The sequence below is a fragment of the Aquibacillus albus genome, assembly GCF_016908325.1.
GTDB classification, from domain to species: Bacteria; Bacillota; Bacilli; order Bacillales; family Amphibacillaceae; genus Aquibacillus_A; species Aquibacillus_A albus.
The window spans coordinates 25,901-48,174 of sequence record NZ_JAFBDR010000030.1; the positions used below are offsets into that span (position 1 = coordinate 25,901).

Annotated in this window: 19 protein-coding genes and 2 riboswitches; of the genes, 15 read left to right on the forward strand and 4 right to left on the reverse strand. The window is 35.5% G+C overall.

Annotated elements, in window-relative coordinates; all coding sequences use genetic code 11:
* Positions 1–246 precede the first annotated feature (246 nt).
* From JOC48_RS18920 to JOC48_RS18945, 6 genes are all read left to right on the forward strand, one after another.
* Positions 247–804 carry a DUF5317 domain-containing protein gene (locus tag JOC48_RS18920; RefSeq protein ID WP_204501970.1) on the forward strand — a complete coding sequence of 186 codons (558 nt, stop codon included), beginning with the start codon at positions 247–249 and terminating at the stop codon, positions 802–804.
* A gap of 110 nt (positions 805–914) precedes the next feature.
* Positions 915–1,001: riboswitch (cyclic di-GMP riboswitch) on the forward strand.
* 150 nt (positions 1,002–1,151) lie between these two features.
* Positions 1,152–3,260 carry an HD domain-containing phosphohydrolase gene (locus tag JOC48_RS18925; protein WP_204501971.1) on the forward strand — a complete coding sequence of 703 codons (2,109 nt, stop codon included), beginning with the start codon at positions 1,152–1,154 and terminating at the stop codon, positions 3,258–3,260.
* Positions 3,261–3,387: 127 nt separating this feature from the next.
* A riboswitch (cyclic di-GMP riboswitch) is annotated at positions 3,388–3,488 on the forward strand.
* A 74-nt stretch (positions 3,489–3,562) separates the two neighbouring features.
* On the forward strand, positions 3,563–3,916 hold the full coding sequence (locus tag JOC48_RS18930) for an STAS domain-containing protein (RefSeq protein WP_204501972.1): 354 nt from the start codon (positions 3,563–3,565) through the stop codon (positions 3,914–3,916).
* Positions 3,909–4,697 (forward strand): PP2C family protein-serine/threonine phosphatase, encoded by a 789-nt coding sequence (locus tag JOC48_RS18935; protein ID WP_338024350.1) that lies wholly within the window; start codon positions 3,909–3,911, stop codon positions 4,695–4,697. The genes JOC48_RS18930 and JOC48_RS18935 overlap by 8 nt, the downstream gene beginning before the upstream one ends.
* A 58-nt stretch (positions 4,698–4,755) precedes the next feature.
* Positions 4,756–6,840 carry a flagellar assembly protein A gene (locus JOC48_RS18940; protein ID WP_204501973.1) on the forward strand — a complete coding sequence of 695 codons (2,085 nt, stop codon included), beginning with the start codon at positions 4,756–4,758 and terminating at the stop codon, positions 6,838–6,840.
* Positions 6,841–6,861: 21 nt separating this feature from the next.
* A complete protein-coding gene (locus JOC48_RS18945; protein WP_204501974.1) occupies positions 6,862–7,173 on the forward strand; it encodes an STAS domain-containing protein in 312 nt (103 codons plus the stop codon).
* 112 nt (positions 7,174–7,285) lie between these two features.
* On the opposite strand, the gene JOC48_RS21805 is transcribed toward JOC48_RS18945, so the two are convergent.
* Positions 7,286–7,750 (reverse strand): CBO0543 family protein, encoded by a 465-nt coding sequence (locus JOC48_RS21805; protein WP_420829232.1) that lies wholly within the window; start codon positions 7,748–7,750, stop codon positions 7,286–7,288.
* A gap of 269 nt (positions 7,751–8,019) precedes the next feature.
* On the opposite strand from JOC48_RS21805, the gene larE reads away from it, so the two are divergent.
* Entirely contained in the window at positions 8,020–8,811 is a 792-nt protein-coding gene (gene larE / locus JOC48_RS18950) for an ATP-dependent sacrificial sulfur transferase LarE (protein ID WP_204501975.1), read from the forward strand.
* Positions 8,812–8,864: 53 nt separating this feature from the next.
* A complete protein-coding gene (locus JOC48_RS18955) occupies positions 8,865–9,737 on the forward strand; it encodes an aldo/keto reductase (RefSeq protein ID WP_204501976.1) in 873 nt (290 codons plus the stop codon).
* An 89-nt stretch (positions 9,738–9,826) separates the two neighbouring features.
* Here the strand turns inward: JOC48_RS18955 and thpD are convergent, their stop codons facing one another.
* Positions 9,827–10,756 (reverse strand): ectoine hydroxylase, encoded by a 930-nt coding sequence (gene thpD / locus JOC48_RS18960; protein ID WP_204501977.1) that lies wholly within the window; start codon positions 10,754–10,756, stop codon positions 9,827–9,829.
* Between the two features lie 369 nt (positions 10,757–11,125).
* Here thpD and JOC48_RS18965 point away from each other — a divergent pair, with 369 nt between their 5' ends.
* Together JOC48_RS18965 and cobA are read left to right on the forward strand one after the other, a co-directional pair.
* A complete protein-coding gene (locus tag JOC48_RS18965) occupies positions 11,126–12,061 on the forward strand; it encodes a D-2-hydroxyacid dehydrogenase (RefSeq protein ID WP_204501978.1) in 936 nt (311 codons plus the stop codon).
* A 68-nt stretch (positions 12,062–12,129) separates the two neighbouring features.
* The gene (gene cobA, locus JOC48_RS18970; RefSeq protein WP_204501979.1) at positions 12,130–13,578 is read left to right on the forward strand and encodes a uroporphyrinogen-III C-methyltransferase; all 1,449 of its coding nucleotides are present in this window, start codon (positions 12,130–12,132) and stop codon (positions 13,576–13,578) included.
* A 13-nt stretch (positions 13,579–13,591) separates the two neighbouring features.
* Here the strand turns inward: cobA and JOC48_RS18975 are convergent, their stop codons facing one another.
* The gene (locus JOC48_RS18975) at positions 13,592–13,885 is read right to left on the reverse strand and encodes a hypothetical protein (RefSeq protein ID WP_204501980.1); all 294 of its coding nucleotides are present in this window, start codon (positions 13,883–13,885) and stop codon (positions 13,592–13,594) included.
* Positions 13,886–14,226: 341 nt separating this feature from the next.
* On the opposite strand from JOC48_RS18975, the gene JOC48_RS18980 reads away from it, so the two are divergent.
* The gene (locus tag JOC48_RS18980; protein ID WP_204501981.1) at positions 14,227–15,858 is read left to right on the forward strand and encodes an acetolactate synthase large subunit; all 1,632 of its coding nucleotides are present in this window, start codon (positions 14,227–14,229) and stop codon (positions 15,856–15,858) included.
* A gap of 16 nt (positions 15,859–15,874) precedes the next feature.
* The gene (locus JOC48_RS18985; RefSeq protein ID WP_204501989.1) at positions 15,875–17,314 is read left to right on the forward strand and encodes an aldehyde dehydrogenase family protein; all 1,440 of its coding nucleotides are present in this window, start codon (positions 15,875–15,877) and stop codon (positions 17,312–17,314) included.
* Positions 17,315–17,530: 216 nt separating this feature from the next.
* Here the strand turns inward: JOC48_RS18985 and JOC48_RS18990 are convergent, their stop codons facing one another.
* Complete coding sequence (locus JOC48_RS18990) at positions 17,531–18,010, reverse strand: divergent PAP2 family protein (RefSeq protein WP_204501982.1); 480 nt, start codon at positions 18,008–18,010, stop codon at positions 17,531–17,533.
* Positions 18,011–18,284: 274 nt separating this feature from the next.
* Between JOC48_RS18990 and JOC48_RS18995 the strand changes: the two genes are divergently transcribed.
* From JOC48_RS18995 to JOC48_RS19005, 3 genes are all read left to right on the forward strand, one after another.
* Positions 18,285–19,859, forward strand: coding sequence for an alkaline phosphatase family protein (locus JOC48_RS18995; RefSeq protein WP_204501983.1), 1,575 nt, complete (start codon positions 18,285–18,287; stop codon positions 19,857–19,859).
* A gap of 252 nt (positions 19,860–20,111) precedes the next feature.
* On the forward strand, positions 20,112–21,029 hold the full coding sequence (locus JOC48_RS19000) for a CBASS cGAMP-activated phospholipase (protein WP_204501984.1): 918 nt from the start codon (positions 20,112–20,114) through the stop codon (positions 21,027–21,029).
* A gap of 241 nt (positions 21,030–21,270) precedes the next feature.
* A complete protein-coding gene (locus tag JOC48_RS19005) occupies positions 21,271–22,122 on the forward strand; it encodes a metallophosphoesterase (RefSeq protein ID WP_204501985.1) in 852 nt (283 codons plus the stop codon).
* Positions 22,123–22,274 lie beyond the last annotated feature (152 nt).

Sequence of the window (22,274 nt, forward strand, 5' to 3'; positions counted from 1 at the left end):
AAATTGTATTTATGAAATATGTGATGATTGAAAGTAAACGGAGTTTGTTCCACTATAGTTAAAAAAACAGGCGAATATGCCTGTTTTTTTAATGAGATAGATATAAAGTCCCTTGTTTAAAGTAAAAATATGGAATTTAGTGATTTGAAATGCCGTTTTTCGAAATATATTGACAAAAAATTCAATTTATTCTATTATTGACTAAAGCATTTCTAGTAAAATTGTTCTAGTTGAGGGAGAGACATTATGGTATACGAATATTTAGGAATTGCATTTTTAATTGCATTATTCAAAAAAGGTTCTGTTAATCGTTTATCTGAAACAAATTTTAAAGTCTCCTCCTTAATTATCTTTTGTTTATTATTACAGTTATTTGCTGTTTACGCGGGTGACTATTTTCCGATTATAGATCAAACATTTACATATATGATTATTTTAACTTATCTTTTATTAATTTTTGCATCGTATTTAAATCGTCATTTAGAAGGATTTAAATTATTTTTGTTAGGTTTATCGTTAAACGCTATTGTAATTATCATCAATGGCGGAAGAATGCCTGTGTCGGCTAAAGCATTAGAAACAGTAGGTATGAGTGGAGATATTCAAGTTTTATCGTCTGGCTATAAAAAACACGAACTAGTTGGAGACCAAACACTTTTGCCGTTCTTAGCTGATGTGATTCCACTACATTTTCCTTTTGTTTTAATGTCTATCGTTGTAAGTATAGGAGACATCATTATGACAATAGGTATTTGTTGGTTCATTTACCAAGGGATGACGAGAAATCAGCAATTATCTAACTAATCATTTTCCACAGCATTGTTATGTCGGGAAATTTCTACTATTAGCAGTAGAACCTAATATCAGGGGCAACGTAAAGTTTATATATATTATTTTTTTATTAATTGAAGACCTTTTCGAAATGGCAAATCTAACGAAAGTTAGGGACGCAAAGCCAAGGGCCTAAAGGGTAATATTCCCAAAGGTAGCCGGTTTCCGAAGAAGGGTGGTGGACATTTTGAAAACAAAAATTCTTTTCTGGTGTACTTTAGCAGCATTAGTAATTTCCGCGGTTGCAAAGCATCCATGGCATCCATAGAGTTTATTTAAACTTTACGGTGCCCCAATTACTTACAAGGGAAGGGTTTGGGATGCCTAGCAATCTAAGAATATATTTATATGCAGTAATTGTTGGTGGTATGTCTTTGCTTCCGTTTTCCATTTTTCAGATTGATAGTACTTCCATTCTTTTTATTGTAGTAATTGGTATTATCGCTGGATTATTGGATCGATTTCTAATCGAATTACCTAATGGTACTTTTTTTTCTGGAACATTAGCATTTACTGCTACTACGCTTATATATATTGGTATTCATGAGGCTATATTAGTCGAATTTATCGCTTTTTTAATTAGCACCCCATTTTTTAACAGAAATTGGATAAAGAGTTTATATAACTTATCACAATATATGCTGTGTACATGGGTAAGTGGATTAATCCTTTTGCTTATTGGTGGCCAAATCGGCATTTTTACCTTTTATGATATACCTCGAATTTTAATGATAATGGCTAGTTATCAAATTCTAAATACGGCCATGTTATCTGTTATATTATCCGTTTTACAAAAAAGACGTTTTACTGAAGTGTTTATTGCTACTATTGAAGATAGTTTTTTTGGATATATTTCTAATGCGATAATTGGTGTGTTTTTGTATTACTTGTATCCATTAGTTAACTTAACGACATTTTTTATAACGAGTCTATTTATTGCTATCACTTTATTAGTATTGAGATATTCTTTTGGCTTATTTATTAAGTTAAGAAAGACCTACTTAGCAACATTGGAAAAAATCACGTTTTTAAAAGAAATGAAAATGAATGCTGTCAAAGAAGGTCATGCCAACCGAGTTGGTCAGATCGCAAGAGAATTAGCAGAACGACTGAAACTTTCTCAAGAAGAAGTTGATAATATACATTATGCTGCGCTTTTACATGATATAGGGAAGGATTATTTAAGTGAAAGTCTTTTTAAAAAGAAATCAACTCGGACTTTAGAAGAGGAATCGGAAAATCAAAGGCATGTAGAAATCGGGGCACAAATGGTTCAAGAAATTCATGGTTTAACGAAAACCTCAAACTTTATTTTGTATCACCATGAGCATTGGGACGGTAGTGGATACCCATTAGGCAAAAAGGGTGATGATATCCCTCTAGGGGCAAGAATTATTTCCTTAGCTAATCAATATGATCATATCTTATCCGATAATAAGATTTTAGATAAAAAGAAAACCTTTGAAAAGAAAGCAGGTACTATATTAGATCCTACATTAGTTGATTTATTCGTATCTTACTCTGCTTTTTCTGTTGACGAACACTTTGTCAATAATGACAATCTACAAGATACTCTTTTAGAAAAAGTAGTAATTGAACAAACGAAGAAAAAATTTGAAGAGTCCATTCTTTTGAGAGAATTTGGTGATAATATTAATGGAAAATACACGAATGGGCAATTTTATGATCATTTAAATCAACCGATTAAAATTCCAGCACAACCCCTTGTTCTTCAGCTAATAGAACAATCGAATAAAACTCGGAATAAAGTACGTGATTTTATTGAAGATACGGAATCAGGAAAGATTTTTGATGTTTATTGTATACCTGTTGATGATGGGGTACATATTATGCTGTTTGATGTTACGCATATATTAGAATACGAGAAGGATCAAGAAAAACGTGTTCGAAAATTGTACCGTGATGTTATTTATTCAGCAACTCAAGGAAAATTACTAATAGAAGACTCAGATAATGTCAGTGACATTTCTGGAGAATTACTAATTGAACATAAAATTAAAGAACTACATGATGTAACACAGTCCAGAATGGAAGTTCAATCGGTTTTGGAAAAAGAAAATATTCCAAAAAAGGAAGCTTTCTCCATCCTACTTTGCTTATCAGAAGTAACTACTAATGTTTTGAAACATGCGAATGATGGCTGCTTGAAGCTTTACAAAGAAGGTAATTTACTTAAAATTCATGTAAAAGATACAGGGGATGGTATAAAACTAGAAGATTTACCTAAAACGACTTTATTAGTAGGCTATTCATCTAGAAAATCACTAGGACAAGGCTTTAATATTTTGTTAAAATTTATGGAACGTGTCATATTAAATACAAGTTCTCAAGGCACAACTATAATTCTGGAGAAAAAATTAGAACAAAATGAAGAAAAAGTTTTAGATAAAAATAATACTGTAAGTTGAGCAATAGGAGAAGGAAATCACTAAACAAGGATAATAAATAAGTTCTAGAAATTTTCCTCTTTTATTTATTTTGAGATCAATTTCATCTAAAATACTAACCATAGCATCATTTCCACAATTTAATACGTTTAGATAAAGGCAAACCATCTGAAAGGATGGGACGCAAAGCCCTAGGGTCTAAGGTTTACTATAGCTTATAGGAATAACTATGATCGCCTGGCTACCAAAACAGTTTTTTTGTCATGTTTGGCTATTCTATTTGATTTTAATAGAATAGCTTTTTTACATTGTCAGAATTAATAATGGGCCGATTGAAAGTATCCGTGACTGGGGGTAATGATATGGAAGTGAAAAAAGAACGAAGCAATAACATATGCACCCTATACGTAGATGGTGTATTGGATTATTCCACCATGGAGCCCTTTGTTGAAAAAGTCCGTTCCATTGAAGAAGGGATTGAAAAGGTAATTGTTGATTTCACTGACCTAGAGTTTATTGATTCTACGGGAATAGGTGCAATTATCAACTTGGTACATGAGGCAAACACTAAACAATTTGAAGTGGAACTCTGTGGGATTATTGACGAAATAAAGGATTTATTTGAAACCATTGGAGTTTTTCAAATTATGGAGGCACTTCAAGAGGAGAGTGATTAATTTGTGCTCGCGCGAGTTTATTAATGAACAGCCAAGAGAGATAAATAAAACCTTGGAACGAGAAATAAAACTGGCTCGCAATATTCAGATGAAATTGTTGAACGGGAAACAGCCCTACTTGGAGAACGGTGAAGTTCTAGGGGTTTCTATCCCAGCTCGTGTAATTGGTGGAGATTACTATGATTTTTATGTTCTTCCTGATGGAAAATTAAGAATTGTAATTGGTGACGTGATGGGGAAAGGAATCCCTGCGGCAATGCTAATGATTTTGACTCGTGGTGCATTTCGAAGTGCTGCAGAAAGCACCCACGGTCCAGGTGAAACTTTAACAGCAATGAATAATGCCATGTACAATGACCTACGCACGCTTGGTTCCTTTGTAACAGTCTTCTGTGCTGATTGGGATCCTAAGAACAACACACTGACGTATGCAAATGCCGGACATAACATTCCGTTAACCGTGACTTCGGAAGAGGATATAGCAGAATTCCCAAAAACAAAAGGTGTTATGATTGGTGGCTTGCCAGATCAAGAGTATTCAGAAGAATCTTTGGAATTAGATGATAGAGGTTTTGTTTTATTTTACACAGATGGTATCGTAGAAGCTCAAAATAAAGATGGAGAAATGTATCGTATGGAACGATTATGTGATGTTCTCCTTAAAAGTTATCAAAGTAATGTAAAGGATATTAAAGAGTCTATTGTTCAGTCACTTAATATTTTTACAGAGGGTGTCCCCCAAAGAGATGATATAACGATGGTCTTGTTAAAATCACGATAAAACGAATTCCAATGTAACTAGGTATAATTCCCCATTCAAATGGATAGGAGGGCCTGACATGCAAAGCATTATTTCTAAGGGGAAAAGTGTAAAAGAGGCTGTTGAAATGGGATTAAAATTAATGAAAGTTAATGAAAGTGATGTTAACATTGAAATTCTTCAACAGGAAACAAAGGGAGTTATGGGAATTGGCAGAAAAACTGCTATTGTAAAATTGTTTAGGCAAGAGAGGTTTGATTCCTATACAAAATCAGATCATTCAGACGACGATCTCTATGCAACGATGGATAAATTAATAGAAGCATCATCACTTGATCAAGATCAAGTACCTTTTGTTCATCACGAGCTACATGAAGATAAACAGTTGAAAACAAATCAATTAGAAGAGCTGGAAGGCAAAGCATGGGTCAAAAACGGAAAAATTTTCGTGAAAGAATCAGCTACTCAGTTTCCACTTGTGAAAATTAGTGAGAATGTCCAACTAATTAAAAATAATCAGATAGTGACGAATAAAAAAACGGTTGTTTCCGAAGCTGATCTGTTAGAAATAAAATGGGAAGAAGAACAAAAAAAAGAAACGAATTGGCAGGTTACCATCGATGAGCTTAAACTAAAGGTCATGCTTGAAGTCGAACCAGGCTACCGTTTAACCCGCGAGATTCGTGATGTGGAGCCAAATCAGCAAATTGAATTAGTAGCCGATGAATACTATGAAGCTATCAACACTCTGACCTATGAAGATGTAATAAATAAAATGAAAGAGCTACGAGTAACTTACGGGTTTAATCAGAATGAGATTTTAAAAGCGCTTGAGGCGAAAGAAAACAATACATATGAAATTGCAACAGGAAAACAAGCAAAACCTGGGATTGATGGTTGGGTTGAGCTGAATATTGATGTTGACCCCCAAAATGGGTTATTCGAGGATGAATCAGGAAAAGTAGATTTTAGAGAAATAAAAACAATCCCGACAGTTGACCAGGGGGCAATCATAGCTACCATCCATTCACCTACTCCAGGACAACCGGGAATAACTGTAATGAATGAGCCACTTCCTGCAAAACGAACGCATCCTATTATCATGAAGGCTGAAAAGGGTGCGATGGTGGTCAAGGATAAGGTGGTTGCTACAGAGTCAGGACGTCCTTTTGTTGAGAAGAGAGGACAGCTGTGTAAAGTGTCTGTTATTCCTAAATTAGTTCACCAAGGTAATGTAAATCTGTCTTCTGGCAATATTAGATTTAATGGAGATGTTGAAATAAGAGGCGAAGTTGAGGAAAACATGGTTGTTGAGGCTGGTGGAGATATTGTAGCATTTAAATCCATTAATCATTCAAATCTAATTACTTCAAAATCTATTGTAACATATGGGAGTGTCATTAGTTCGGAGTTGTCTGCTGGTAAAAATAATATGTTAATAGTAGAAATTGGTCATTTATTAGGAATTATTCATGCTCAGGTAGAGAAAATGATTATGCTAATTAAGCAATTAATGGTAGCGCCAGCCTTTAAATCCACTGACTTCTCTCGCACTGGTTTACAACCATTAATTAATATCTTACTTGAAAAAAAGTTTAATGGTTTTCGCCAGTATGTTAGAAGTTATGTAAAAGTTACAAATAAGGGAAAAAACTATTTGGAAGATGAATGTTGGTTACACGTATCTGCTTCTTTAAGTCGGATATTCTTAGCGTTATCTAATCAAGTAATCTCATTAGAAATGATTGTTAAACTTTCCGAAAAAATGAAAGAACTACATGAGTTCAGTAAAACACCTGTAGAGCCAGAAGCGTTTATAACTATTTCTAATACATTAAATAGCAGTTTGTATAGTAGCGGAAACATCATTATTATTGGAAAAGGTTCTGTCAATACAAAAATTCACGCTGGAGGTCTTTTGAAAATCTCAGGCATTGTGCGTGGAGGTGAATTGTACGGAAGACTAGGTGTAGATATTAATGAAGTTGGTTCTAATAGTGGTACAAAAACTTTTATTGCCGTTCCTAGTGACCAAAAAATTAAGATGAATAAAGCGATGGAGGGGACTGTCATAAAAATTGGTCATATCACCTATGTATTTCAACAAACGAAATATCATGTTGATGCGCATTTAGATAGTGAAGGACGAATGATATTTAATTAAAGTTGATTTGGAGGAAGGATAATGTTTAAATATTCAACCATTGAAAAGGAAAAAGATATTGAAGTTCATTTAGAAGGTGATTTAGATATCGATGGAACAGAGGTGGTTAAAGAGGAGTTAATCCCTATGTTACAAGAATATGAGCAAATTAAAATTAACTTTGAAAAGGTACTTTTTGTTGATTCTTCCGGAATCGGGTTATTGCTAGAGTTAGTTCAGTCTCTGCAAAAAAAAGAAAAAAAGGTATCGATAATCAATGTTACAGAAAATGTAGCTAATGTGTTTGAGCTGTTACAGCTTCCGGAAATTTTAGGGGAAGAAGTATTCTTATAAAGGATATACATCGGAGGTTAATGTCAAAAGTGTATTGGCCGAATATGTATTGTAACGCACTCAACTTCCCTTGATCTACTTGGAATAATAATTTATGCTTTTTTTTGAAGGGTTATCGAAAGAAAAATTTTAACCTTCTAAAAGTGCATCTCGATATAATTTTAACGACAAATACAAGAAAAAAAGAGTGAAACCATCTCCAGTTTCCTTTGAATTTTAGAGCATCGGTTTTTCGTTCTAGAAAAACTTCATAGATAGCTTGCGGTATTCCAAAAACAAGTAATTTAATAATGAGTCCGGAAAGTTTTGAATTGTAAGTGGATTGACAATACCACACAGATAAAAAAGGGCATACTAGAAAATCGTACACAACATTTATTTTGAAAATCTTAGGCAAGAATCGAATTGGATACATTACCTTCTTTGTTTTAACTAAAGCCATATCGAAGAGATAATTCACAATACAGTTGCACAAGTACAATGGTATCCAAATTTTTGCTGATGGTTTTCGAAATAAAGTTGGGAATGCTAAAACACCAAATACTATACCGAATTTAATAATTAGTCGTTCAATCATATAACACACTCCTTCGAGAATTTAATATTCCCATTATGATTAAATGAATGCATCTTTTAAAAAGGGTACATATAAACCGTTGAATAAATAGAAAAACATAGAGCGGAAGGTTTTGTTTACAATGATTTAGAGTTCCGTTCGTAATTAGCTGATACGTCAACGGAGACTTTTTAATGCATATCAGGGAGAGGAATTGTGTAACTATGATATACTAGCATAAGAAATCGCTTACTTTAACTGATACCTTATTGGAAAAGGGGGGATTTGGCATGATAAAAAATAAATTGAATGACTTGGAAGCTATTTTAAGAGAATTAGAGAGTGTAGTTGTTGCGTTTTCTGGTGGGGTTGATAGCACTTTTTTGCTTCAAGTAGCACTGAATGTTTTAGGACCTGAAAATGTACTGGCAGTAACCGCTGATTCAGAAACCTATCCTTCCACTGAACTAGAGGAAGCGAAGCGTTTAGCTAAAATAATGGGGGCACCTCATCAAGTAATTGAAACATCTGAACTTAATATCCCAGGCTATGCAGAAAATAATAAAAATCGTTGTTACTTTTGTAAACAAGGGCTTTTTGAGGAAATTAAACCGATTCTTGATCAAAAGGGATTTAAAAATGTCGTTTATGGGCTAATCGCAGATGACATGAGTGAACATCGTCCGGGCACACGTGCAGCAAAGGAACAAGGCGTCAGAGGGCCATTACAGGAAGCGAATTTATTTAAAGAGGAAATACGTGAATTATCAAAGCAAATGAATTTATCAACCTGGGACAAACCGTCTTTTGCATGTTTATCTTCCAGAATTGCGTACGGGGAGAGAATCACCATAGAAAAGCTCAATAAGGTGGAGAAGGCTGAAAGGTATTTAAAAGGGTTGGGCCTTCGCCAAATTAGAGTACGAACACATGGCGACATCGCCCGCATAGAAGTTGAACCGCATGAGATGGTGCTAGTACTTCCACATAATGATGAAATAACAAGTAAATTACGAAGCTTTGGTTATAAGTATATCACGTTGGATTTAGCGGGATATAAAAGCGGAAGTATGAATGCATAAGCCCGATCATTAGTTTACATATAAAAAAACTAAACTGGAAGGAAGGCGATACTATGTTAAAGCGACGTTTAGGTAGGATCGGTTATGAGAGTTCTGTTGTTATGTTTGGTGCAGCATCATTAGGAGCAGTGACCCAGGAGGAAGCTGATCAATCGATCTCTCATGCATTAAAAAATGGAGTGAATCACTTTGATACCGCTAGAGGATATGGTGATGCAGAATTAAGAATGGGACCTTGGATGCCTAAAGTACAGGACGATATCTTTTTGGCTACAAAGACAGGACAAAGGTCGAAAAAAGAAGCAAAGGAAGAAATACTCCAATCGTTAAAACGCCTACAAGTAGAAAAATTGGATTTGATTCAGCTTCATGCTGTTTGTAATATGGAGGATTTAGATCAATGCACGAGAAAAGGTGGAGCACTTGAAGCTGTCGTCGAAGCGAAAGAGGAAGGTTTAGTTGATCATATCGGCATTACAGGGCATGGTCATCTTGCACCTGCAACCCACTTAGAAGCCTTAAATCGGTATGACTTTGACGCAGTTTTAACTCCTTTTAATTACTATTTATACTCTATGCCTGAATACAAAGAAGATTTTGACGCACTTGTTAAGGAAACAACGAAAAAAGATGTGGCGTTACGTGTGATAAAGGCAATTGCTAAAGGACCGTGGAAAGAAAATCAAAAAAAGAAGTATGCAACATGGTATGAACCATTTGATGAACAAAAAATTATTGATGCATGTGTGCACTTTGTTTTATCACATGAAGGAATATCTGCCTTTGCAAGTGCTGGTGATGTTCACTTATTTCCAAAAATTGTGGATTCTGTATTGCGTTTTGGAGAAATGACAGATGATGAAGCGAATGAAATATTAAGCAATATTCCAGAGTACTATACACCATTTGTGAATATGCCATTTTAAAATGGATCTATGTGGGACATGAACATTTTTCTATGTCAAAAACGGGCCGACATCCTTATCATAAGGATGTCGGCCCGTCGTTTATATTTTTATGACAATGCAAAAGCCTTTTTGGTTAAATCAAAGGATTTTGGTTCAATCGGTTTTATATTCGTACGGTTAGCAAGAAACTCTGGACGAGGTGCAATATTAGCAAACGGCTCAACGAGTTTATTTTCGATACTATTAAATACAAAGAACGCATTGCTTCGTGGTAGTGGAGATATATTACTATTTGATCCATGCATTGTGTTGCTTTCAAAAAATAACACAGAACCTGCTGGACCAGTTGCACTATCAATTCTTCCACCTTTTTCTAGTAGCCAGTTAATACTGTCATTGTCTGGTACTCCGATATTTTGCATTTTTAAAGACTGTTCAAAGTGGTTTTCTGGTGTTTCACCAATACATTGAACATAATAATGATGTGACCCCGGAATGAGTAATAGAGGTCCGTTGTAGTGATAATTATCCGTTAAAATTATACTGCAGCTTACGGCACGCATGTTAGGCATACCGTCCTCCATATGCCAGGTTTCAAAGTCAGAATGCCAATAGAATCCATTCCCTTTAAAGCCAGGTTTCAGGTTAATTCGCGATTGGTTTATGTAAACCTGACTACCTAGCAGCTGTTGTGCGATGTTCACAATACGCTCATGGGAGGACAAGCGATTAAAAAATTCATCATTATTGTGCACATCAAAAACGGAACGAACTTGATCGCTTTTAGCTTCTCGAACGATATGAGGTTCGTTGGACGCTTTATTTTCATCCATGTTCCGCTTCAGTTCATTTTGTAGAACCTCGACTTCTTCTGATGAAAACAAGTTAGGAAATAACAAATAGCCATTTTCCTCATAGAAGTCTAGGTCATTTTTGTTAAGAGGACCATCTTGTGATGTGGAGTTGTGAATAACTGGATCTTTCCTCTTCGTAATAGAAGGATTTTCTTTTACTCTAGAAGGATATAAATCTAACATATTCATTCACTCCTTTTTAAAAGTTAACCATTACTTGATGGCAAGACCAGTATATTTTTTTAGCACTCAATAAACAACTCTGCTAATAATTGATGAGAACCCAAATAATCGTACAAAAATTGATTTGTAGAGTAGATTTCTAACTTATGTCATTTTACGTGTATTAACTTCTGCTATCACCTGTTTTTGGTGCCTAGTCATCACCTGGAATTTGTCGTTATTTGTCGGATGTTAGTTCCGGTAGTATGTAAGTTGCAAATCATTCAGTTATAATGGAAAGTAAGGTAGATAGTTGCTTCTCTTTGTGTTGGGAAGCTCCTGGTTTCTAGCGTGTAATCGAGAAATTTATCAAAAGGAGATACATATTATATGGAACTTAACAATTTACTAATTAGCGGTAATTTGATTGAAGAGATCCAATCAATACTAGATGAAAAGGATATATCTAAAAATGTCAGATATAAAGATGAAAATGAAGTCACAGAAGATGATCTAGAATGGGCGGATGCTTATGTTGGATTCAAACCGAAAGCCAGTCTTGATTTTTCAAAGGTGAAATGGGTGCATTCTACGGGCGCAGGTGTAGATCGATTTCTCGATGAAAGAAATTGGGATCCAGGTGTTTTGTTAACAAGAACGATAGCTTCATTTGGTCAAAAAATTGCTGAATATAGTTTAAGCTACATCTTGCGTCATTTACAAAAGCATAACCAATTTATTCAGTATCAAGCTAAGAAGGAATGGAATCCCGTCACACCAGGAATATTATCTGAACAGCGTGTTGTTGTATTTGGGACCGGAGAAATTGGCCAAGTTGTCGCCAATAAGCTAAGTAGTCTTGGAGTATCCGTGACAGGGGTGTCAGCAAGTGGTAGCGGTAAGCCTTATTTTGATCAAGTGATAGCACAGAATAAGGATTTAACCTCCTATTTATCAAATGCAAATTGGGTAATTTCTACCTTACCGCTGACGTCTGATACGAACGGAATGCTGGATGAAAAAATTTTCACTAAGCTAAATAGTGCAGGCTTTATTAATGTTGGGCGTGGAAAAACCGTTAATACCAATCATTTACTGAATGCTCTGGATGATGAGAAAATCCATACGGCTGTATTAGATGTGTTTGAGGAAGAACCACTACCGCAAAGTTCACCGTTTTGGGAGCATGACAATGTGATTATCACCCCTCATATTTCAGCGGAAACGACACCTGCAGAAGCGGTTGCATGTTTTCTCGAAACGTTAGAAAAAGTTGAAGCAAGTGAAAACTTTAAGAATCAAGTAGATATCGATAGAGGGTATTAAAATTTAAATTTTGGTACCAGGCCTGTATAGGACTGATTTAAATTACGTTTGGGAAGGGTGTCAGCATCATGAACAATGGTAAAGTTTATTTAGTTGGAGCGGGTCCTGGCGATAGTCAGTTGATCACAGTGAAAGGATTGGAGGCTATCAAGAAGTCGGAGGTTATTCTGTACGACCGTCTCGCTAATCCGAAATTATTAGATTCGGCTTCTCCTAATTGCCAGCTCATTTACTGTGGAAAACTTCCAAATCGTCATCTCTTGAGGCAGGAAGCGATTAATGAACTTTTAATCGAGAAGGCATTAGACGGTAAAATCGTCGTCCGTTTAAAAGGTGGAGACCCTGGTGTTTTTGGACGCGTCGGTGAAGAAGCAGATGCTCTTGCTGAACACAATATCGATTACGAAATAGTCCCGGGTGTTACATCTGGTATCGCAGCCCCTCTTTATGCAGGCATTCCTGTGACACACCGGGAGTTTGGGGAATCTTTTGCAGTTGTCACTGCTCACGATAAATCAACGAATGGAAAGCCAAAGCTTAACTGGAAAGGCCTTGCTCAAGGAGTTGACACGATCGCTTTTTATATGGGAGTCGGTAATTTGCCTTTTATTTGTGAAAGTTTAATCGAAAATGGCCGATCACCGGAAACACCTGTCGCTCTAATTCAATGGGGAACATTCGCACGCCAGAAAACATTACAAGGTACATTAGCGACGATTGAGCAGCAAGCAAGAGAGGTTCAATTTAGCAATCCAGCTATAATATTAGTAGGAGAGGTTATCTCGCTTCGTGAAAAATTAAAATGGTTTGAGAAAAAACCACTGCATGGGCGACATATCTTGTTAGCACGCACAAGTATTGGTGAAAGTAAATTAGCAAAAAAGTTAACAGAACAAGGGGCAGATGTTATTGAGTTTCCTAAATGGAAAAAGATGGATACACCCATTGATCGTACGATTCTAAAGCAGATTAAATCATACGAAAAAATTGTTTTCACTTCCCCAGAAAGTGTTAATGAATTCTTTGCAATTCTTCGTTCTGAAAAAATCGATAATCGTAACGTAAGAGCTAGTCTTTTTGGATGTTCGATCAAATCAATCAATGCCATTGAAAATAGAGGGTTTTTAGCAGATAAAGCGGAAGATATGCCTGAAGAAGGAAAACTGCTGATTGTAGGCGATGATTCACTGGTACAAAAGAAAGAACAGCTGACGCATCAATTTGGAATGGGGGACATGTTCATCACGTCAAAAAAGGTTGTAGATAAAAAATGCATTCCAATTTTTGAGCGGATGCTGGAAGAAGTAAGGGTTGATACTGTTGTTTTTCCAAGCAGTGCTTCGGTTGAGAAATTTTTACAAACTGATGTATTTAATAGTCAAGCGTTAAACAGCTTATCAATGGTATGTATGGGGGAAAAAACGTGGAAAACTGCTGAAGCCAATCAGTTAAAACCAAAACTCAAACCAGTAAAACCGACATATGAAGCACTCCTTGAAAGCTTAAAGGGATGGTAATATCGTTTTTTACTCATGCGCCAGGTCTAATATCAATGGTTTGCATATAGGTAGTGTGAACATTAGCAGGAAGTCGTTTTTTAAGCTCATCATACGCGTAGCTATTGTAATCCAAAAGAGATTTACACTGATATTTTTCTTTCATATGTAGCGTAAATGTAATCCTCATCTGATGCTTCTTTTCATTCGTATGGTGAGAAATAATTTTATATTTTTTAAAGTTTTTTGTTAGATAATAGTTGATATCTGATAGGAATGTAACATCACTATTAAAATAAAGATCTGTAGTACCAATTACTTGTATCATGAATATCACCTTTGAGTTTGAATTTTTTGTGTTTTGACTTCAGCTTTATTATTTCAGTGGCTTCCATACATCCACTTTTCATTTCATCTCTCAAGACATTTTATCATTTCTCAGTTCATTTAATATCTGGTTTATCACCCAATACAATTATAAAACATATCTCCCTACCTGTCTGTAACAAACCCCAAATAAGTAAGTGTCCTTCTCACGCGGACAAATGTCCACAAGAGGGGTCAGACCCCTACAATTAGAAAGTTGTAATTAATATACTGATTAGTTCATGAAATGAAGTTTTTTGCAGAGACTATATTTAATATAAATTATTTTTAAAGGGTGATTCAATGAAAGTTGCTGAGCTATTGATTAAATGTTTGGAACATGAAGGAGTGGAATATATTTTTGGTGTTCCTGGTGAAGAGAATATAGATATTATGGATGCTCTTCACGATTCAAACATTGAATTTATTTTAACAAGGCATGAAACTAGTGCTGCCTTTATTGCCGGTACTTATGGTAGGTTAACAGGTAAGCCGGGTGTGTGTTTAGCGACATTAGGACCTGGTGCAACTAACTTGTTGACTGGTGTGGCGAATGCCAATATGGATCTTTGTCCGCTTATTGCCATAACTGGACAAGCAGGGCTTGATCGCCAACATAAGGTTTCTCATCAATACTATGATTTAGTTTCAATGTATGAACCGGTAACAAAGTGGAATGCCCAAATAAAAAAAGGTGAAATTGTCCCCGAAGTAGTGCGTAAAGCATATCAAGTTGCTACACAAGATAAACCTGGAGCAACCCATATAGATTTACCGGAAGACATTGCTGGTATGGAAGTGAATGGAAACCCATTACAAATTGTTGAACATACGATGTCCGAGGCAGATGAGCCGGTTATTAAGCAAGCAGCAGAATTAATTGATCAAGCAGAACATCCGTTAATTTTAGCAGGAAATGGAGTCACAAGAGGAAACGCATCGCAAAACCTTCGCGATCTTGTTAAAAAGACGAACATCCCAGTTGTTCATTCCTTTATGGGGAAAGGTGCTTTGTCCTGGAAGGATGAGCATAGTTTGCTTACTGCAGGAATAGGTGGAAATGATTATATAACATGTGGATTTAATGAAGCTGATCTAATTATAACGATTGGTTTTGATATGGCAGAATATCCACCAAAAAACTGGAATCCAAATGGTGCTACACCAATTTTACATGTAGATACACAGGAAGCAGAAACAGATGCGGCTTATCCTGTCAAATTAAATGTTGTTGGTGATATTAAAGAAAATGTAAGGCAGCTAAAAGAAACACTTTCAAATAAGGAAAGAAAGTTGGACTGGGTACAAGCTGTTCGCAAAAATGCATTGGATGAATTGGCTACTTATAAAGAAGACAATAGCTTTCCTGTCAAGCCACAAAAAATTATTGCTGATTTACGTGATGCTTTAGATGAACAAAGTATTGTGATATCAGATGTAGGTGCACATAAAATGTGGATGGCTAGAATGTACCATGCTTATGAGCCCAATACGTGTTTAATCTCTAATGGATTAGCATCTATGGGAGTTGCCGTCCCTGGTGCAATTGCAGCCAAGATGGTTTATCCAGAACGGAATGTTGTTGCTGTATGTGGTGATGGGTCTTTTCAAATGACTAGTGCAGAGTTGGAAACTGCTAAACGTTTAAACTTGCCTATCGTTGTTTTGTTGTGGAGAGATGAAGGATATGGACTTATTGAATGGCATCAACTAAAAGCATTTAATCGTTCCAGTCACATTCGGTTTGGAAATCCAGATTTTGAACAACTGGCGAGATCGTATGGGTTCGAGGCAATGAAAATACAAAACGCGGAAGAATTAAGCTCTACATTGGATCGTGCCATTTCCCTTAATAAGCCAGTATTAATTGATTGTCCTGTTGATTACAGGGAGAATATGAAATTAACGGAGAAATTAGGAGATATTATTTGTTAAATGGAGGTTGGATAAGATGTTAATTGGCTCCATTATAAATGGGGAAGAACGGAAGGAAGAAAGCAGAAATTCTATGGAGGTGGTAAGTCCATACAATGAAGAGACGGTGGCAGAATTAAAACTTGCAACAAAAAAAGATCTTGACGATGCTGTGAATTCAAGCTTTGATATATATCACTCTACCATGAAAGTCATGCCCGCGAATGAACGGGCGGATATTTTAAGAAAAGCCGCTGATTTATTAGAAGAAAGGGTAGAGGATTTCGCAACCATTATTTGTAAAGAAGCTGGTAAACCAATTAAATATAGTCGAGGAGAAGTAAAGCGCTCCATTCAGGTACTTCGATTTTCTTCGGAATTAGCTAAAAATATTTTTGGTGAGGTTATTCCAATGGATGCGGCTGTCGGTGGAGAAAATCGAATGGGTCTTGTCAAAAGAATTCCGTTGGGAGTAGTTGGGGCTATTACACCTTTTAATTTTCCATTAAACCTTTCATTGCATAAAATTGCACCTGCGCTTGCAGCAGGGAATACTATCGTCTTTAAGCCAGCTGAAAAGACACCTGTTTCTGCCTACATGTTTGTCAAATTACTGGAAGAAGCAGGGCTCCCAAAGGGCGTAATTAATTTACTCATAGGTACTGGAGAAGAAATTGGTGCTCCTTTAGTGAAACAAGATAAAGTTCATAAAATTTCTTTTACTGGTAGCTTAAATGTTGGGAAAAAAATTCGTGAAACAGCTGGATTTAAGAAAGTTACATTAGAACTTGGATCAAATTCACCAAATATTTTATTTGAGGATGCAGATTTGGGCTATGCTGTTAAAGAGTTAGTGAAAGGAGCATTTGCTTTTTCGGGACAAGTTTGTATTTCAGCTCAACGAATTTATGTGCAACGAAATATCTACGATAAATTTCTCGAAGATTATATTAATCAAACAAATGCTTTGAAAATTGGGGATCCCCTTAACGAAGAGACAGATATAGGACCGATGATTAATGAAGAATCTGCTGAACGTGCAAAACTTTGGATTGACGATGCTGTTGAGAAAGGTGCAAAAGTAGAGGCAGGTGGAGACAGAAAAGGAACTATCCTTTCTCCTACCATCATGACAAACGTAGATGAGAATATGAAAATAATCGCACAAGAAGTTTTTGCACCAATTGTATCTGTCATCCCTTTTGACACAGAGGATGAAGTTATCCATTATTCCAACAATTCGATTTATGGATTGCAGGCGGGTGTCTTTACAAAAGATATCGATAGAGCATTAAGAGTTGCTGATAAATTAGAAATGGGAGGCGTATGGATTAACGAAATCTCAACCTATAGACAAGACAACCACCCATATGGCGGTGTTAAACAAAGCGGTATCGGAAAAGAAGGAGTAAAATATGCAATCGAAGACATGACAGAAATGAAATTCATCGGAATAAAACTAAATAACCAAGATTAAAGGGATCAGTTAAAGGGGTCTGACCCCCTTCGTGGACATTTGTCCGCGAGGGGTGGACAAATATAGAGAATTGATAAAACACACGGGAACTTAGGAAAATGAGTTTTCGTGTGTTTTTTTGAGTAGGAGCATAAGGTAAGTATAATAATCCGCTCAAATGAAGGAGTGTCAGGAACCCTGCATGGAATAACTATCCATCAAAGGGACCTGACTGGTTTAATTATTGTTGGATTTATTAATCCTTTCTATAAAATAACTAAGCATACCTATTGTAATTCCTAATACAGCACCGCCAGCCACTTCAATTGGCATGTGTCCAAGCTTCTCTTTTAATTCTTTTTCTCGTTTTTTGTAGTAAAACCCAGGGTGGTTGTCGGCTAGTTGTTCTAACTGTTCATACATATCGTTCACTGCTATAGCTGTTTCTCCAGCTTGCCATCTGATACCCATTGCATCATACATGACAATTAAACTGAAGATGCTGCTGACACCAAAATCTATCGAAGGAACACCTTTTTTCAACGCTACAAACGTAGTAAGTGACGTGACAGCAGAGGAATGAGAACTTGGCATACCACCTGAGCTAAATAGATTTTTCCAATCCCAGTTACCTGTTTCCGAGTAATGGAGTGGAACTTTTAAAAATTGAGCCGTACCTATACCTATTAAAGCAGTTGTAATCGCTCGATTTAACATATGGTCACCTCAAACTTAAGATGAGAAAAAAAGCGAGCTTTTATTCATCCTTAATCAAGAGGGGTCAGACCCCTTTTTTTCAAATCCATTTCTATTTACAATTTTAGTTAATTTGTGAATTAAGTGGAATGGATTGGGGAGATTAATATTGGGTGTTCATTTACTTGGTATACCATTTTCACTGTTCTTATTTGTGTAGTAAGAACAAAAGCTGAGGATCCGATGGTATTTATAATGATAAGTTCATTAGTAAGTTCTATTATGGGAGGTGAAAATGACTGTGTTCCTACTATCCATTTCTATTTTGTTGATTATTACGGTATTAATTCTACTTTATATCTATTTTTTTCAGCCTATCAATAAAATAAATCAATTGAGACAGCTGTCTACTTCTTCATCTAGACGGGTTGTTATGATTATCATCGACTCGATTATGAATAAACCGCTTCAAATTGCGATAAAAGAAGGAAAGGTACCGGCATTAGAGTTTTTCATGAACAAGGGCCGTTATTATTCTGAGATGGTAAGTAGCTATCCAACCATGTCCGTAACAATTGATAGTACATTATTAACTGGAACTTATGCTGATAAACATAAAGTCCCCGCACTGGTTTGGTATGATGAAAAAGATAAGCGTTTCATCAGTTATGGTAGTGCTCGTAAAGAAATTCAGAAGTTAGGGATGAAACAAGTTTTTAACAACAGTTTATTTCATTTAAATCACGAACATCTTAGTGGCCAAGTAAAAACAATCCATGAAGAGTTAGACGGGCAATCCGCGTCCATCAATACACTAGTTTATCGAGGTAACAATGATAAACGATTACAAGTACCAAGACTTTTAAACATGCTTAACTTTTTAGATAAAGAAGATTCAGTGAAAGCTCCTTATTACTTTTCATATGGCCTTTTATCAAATCTCAAACCTAAAAATAACTACACTCATATTTGGCAAGCTTTTGGTTTTAATGACAAATTTGCAACAGCAGAATTAAAATATTTGATAGAACAAGAAAAAATTCCATCATTTTCAATCGTTTATTTAGCGGATAATGATAAAAAGGTACATAAGAATGGTGTGGACGAAACGAAAGGGATTGAAGATGCAGATAAACAACTGCAGGAAATCCTTAATACGTATGATTCATGGGAGGAAGCGATAGAAGAAAATGTATGGATCGTAATGGGAGACAGTGGTCAAAGTAGAATTGGAAATGATAAAGATACATCGCTCATTGATTTAAGAAAATTGCTAAGTGACTATCAAATACATCAAATAAGTGGTCCTATCAAAGAAACAGACCAAATTGTTCTTGGTTTAAATGAACGGATGTCTTTTATTTATCTTTTAGATGAACAAATCAAAATAAAGAACCTAGCTAATAAGCTGAACAACGATGGACGAATTAATTTTATCGCATGGAAAGATGGGGAAAGGGTAATCGTTTTATCAGGAAATGAGCAGGATACTCTCTCATTTAAACCAGAAGGCAATTTTACTGATCAGTATGGCCAAACTTGGGAGCTGAAAGGGAATACGAATGCTTTGAATCTTTCAATAAATGAAGATAATCAAATAACTTATACTGATTTTCCAGATGCTCTTGCTCGATTATACAGCTCTTTTTATTCACATTCAGGCAGGTATCTTATCGTGGATGCAAAACCAGGCTTTGAATTTGTTGGAGAAGGGTCACCAACACATCTTGGTGGAGCTAGTCACGGATCACTGTATAAGGATGATACTTATTTCCCAATGATTGTTACTGGTACTAAATTAGAACCTAAGCATGAGCGAATGGTGGATTTAAAGAACTGGATTCTAAGAATTTTAAAGGAAGGTAACTAAAAATCGAGGAAGTAAAGTTTTTATCAGTGAAAAAATCGAAATACCGGATGTCAATGTCTTCGATTCCATCCTCCTGGCCTCAGATCATTTGCCTGTAGTTTCCGCGTTATCCATTTGAGAATTTATAAGATACTAGTACTTTTAAAAATGTGAAAGTTTAAGAAAAATTTCATCGTTTGATATAAGGACGAATCTGTATCTTTCTATGTACTTCTCAAAATGATCTGATACTAAAAATAATAAGGTGATGATATGAAAATATTATGTATTGATGGTGGTGGAATAAGAGGAGTTTTTGCCATTGCTATTTTACAAGCATTAGAAAAAGAATATGAAATCCCGGTCAATGAGCATTTTGATGTAGTTGCTGGTTCTAGTACAGGAGCGATTATTGCTGCATCAATTGTTTTGGAAAAACAGATGAACGACGTGATGACTTATTATAAAAAGTACGGAAAGAAAATTTTTAAACGTCAGGCAAAGGTTGGAATTTTTAAAAGTGTATACAGTGATAGGTATTTACGTCATTTTTTTCAAAAAGCATTTGGGGAATGCACACTTTCTGACATTAAAAAACCTCTCCTTATTCCGGCGGTGGATGTTACACATGGGAAGCCATATATTTATCGTTCAAATTATGGAAATTCAGGGGAAAGTGATTTATCCATAAAACTGTGGGATGCTGTCCTTTCTTCTTGTTCAGCACCCATTTACTTTCCTCCGAACAATATTAATAACAAGTATCTATCCATTGATGGTGGGTTATGGGCAAATAATCCTTCATTAGTCGGAGTTACAGAAGCGATACACCACTTCAAAACTGAAATGAATAATATAAAAATATTATCCCTCGGTACAGGTATACAAGCTATTGATTTTTCTATGGATAAAGATAAATATTGGGGGGTAAAGCAGTGGCTTCCTTTCCGTTTTCCATCGATGAAAGTAACACCGAAATTATTGGATTTAGCACTTCACCTGTCATCAGAGTCAACCTCGTATCATTGCAATTTACTTCTAGGAGATAATTATCTTCGAATAAACAAGGACTTAGGTGAGGAGGTTCCCTTTGATGAATTAAAGTTTATCAATAAGCTTAGTAATTTAGGAAAACAAGCTTTTAATGAACATGAACAAGTAATTAAAAAGTTTTTAAATGATAATAGGTAAATACGTATTAACGCAATGAATGATACTTGCAGGTTTCGGTAATAGAGGAAGAGTTATTAAAGCATCTGGCCTCACTTTGAGATTCAGAGTAAATAAGAAAAACTTATTATAGGACGAGATGAATGTCGATTTTTTCAAAATATTTGTCTAACATACCATTCTTAATATTTGATTCCACAAATTACCGGATCCATTCCTCCTGTTTATGCGGTATAATCGTGTATGGAAGGAGTGAGATTAAGTGTTTACTTTATACCTCTTATTTTTATCCGTTCCTATTTATTTTTTAATTAAAAAAGCTAATAACAATACGAAGGATATTGCGATTAACAATATTCAAATTAGCCAAAATAACGCAAGCCTTCAAGATCCTGTTTTAAATATTCTTCAACTTTCAGATCTACACCTTGAAAATATCTCGATCACCCCTGAACAGCTTTACAATAAATTGAAAGATAAAGATATTGATTTAATTGCACTAACTGGAGATTTCCTCGACCGTAAACGAACAATCCCTAAACTTATTCCTTATTTAGAAATTCTCAATAAGCTGAAGGCTAAGCATGGTATTTATGCCGTCCTAGGTAACCATGATTATGTTTTGCGTGGGGAAAACTTACAATTATTAAAAGAAACTTTACAACAATACAATTGCACGGTTATGCAGAATGAAAATGCTATTATTGATGTTCATGGAAGACCAGTAAATATTATAGGAATAGATGATTTTAGTACAAAACGTAGTGATTTACAAAAATCATATAAAAATATAAATCACGGTTTAAACTTAGTATTAACCCATGATCCAAATATTGTACTAGATATGAAAGAATTTCATTTTGATTATTTGCTAGCAGGTCATTTCCATGGTGGTCAGATTTGTTACCCTAAAGCTTATCACCTAGCAAAAATGGGAAAGCTTGCAAGAATGAATATAACAAAAGGACTTCATTTACAAGATGGTAAGCCATACTATATCAATGAGGGACTTGGTCAAACTGGAGTAAACATTCGAGTTGGAAGTAGACCAGAAATTACATTACACCAGTTAACAGTAACATCTGAAAAAGAAATAGCATTACCTGCAATGTAAAGTAAAACTCACAGAGCTGTCATTTGTTGACAGTCTATTTTTTGCAAATTTTTCCCAAAAGGGGTCAGTAAGCTTACCCCTGTCAAGTAGACACATAAGGTTTGGGGTCATGCTGCCAATTTACTTTTATATTGAACTGGAGCTGATGATCC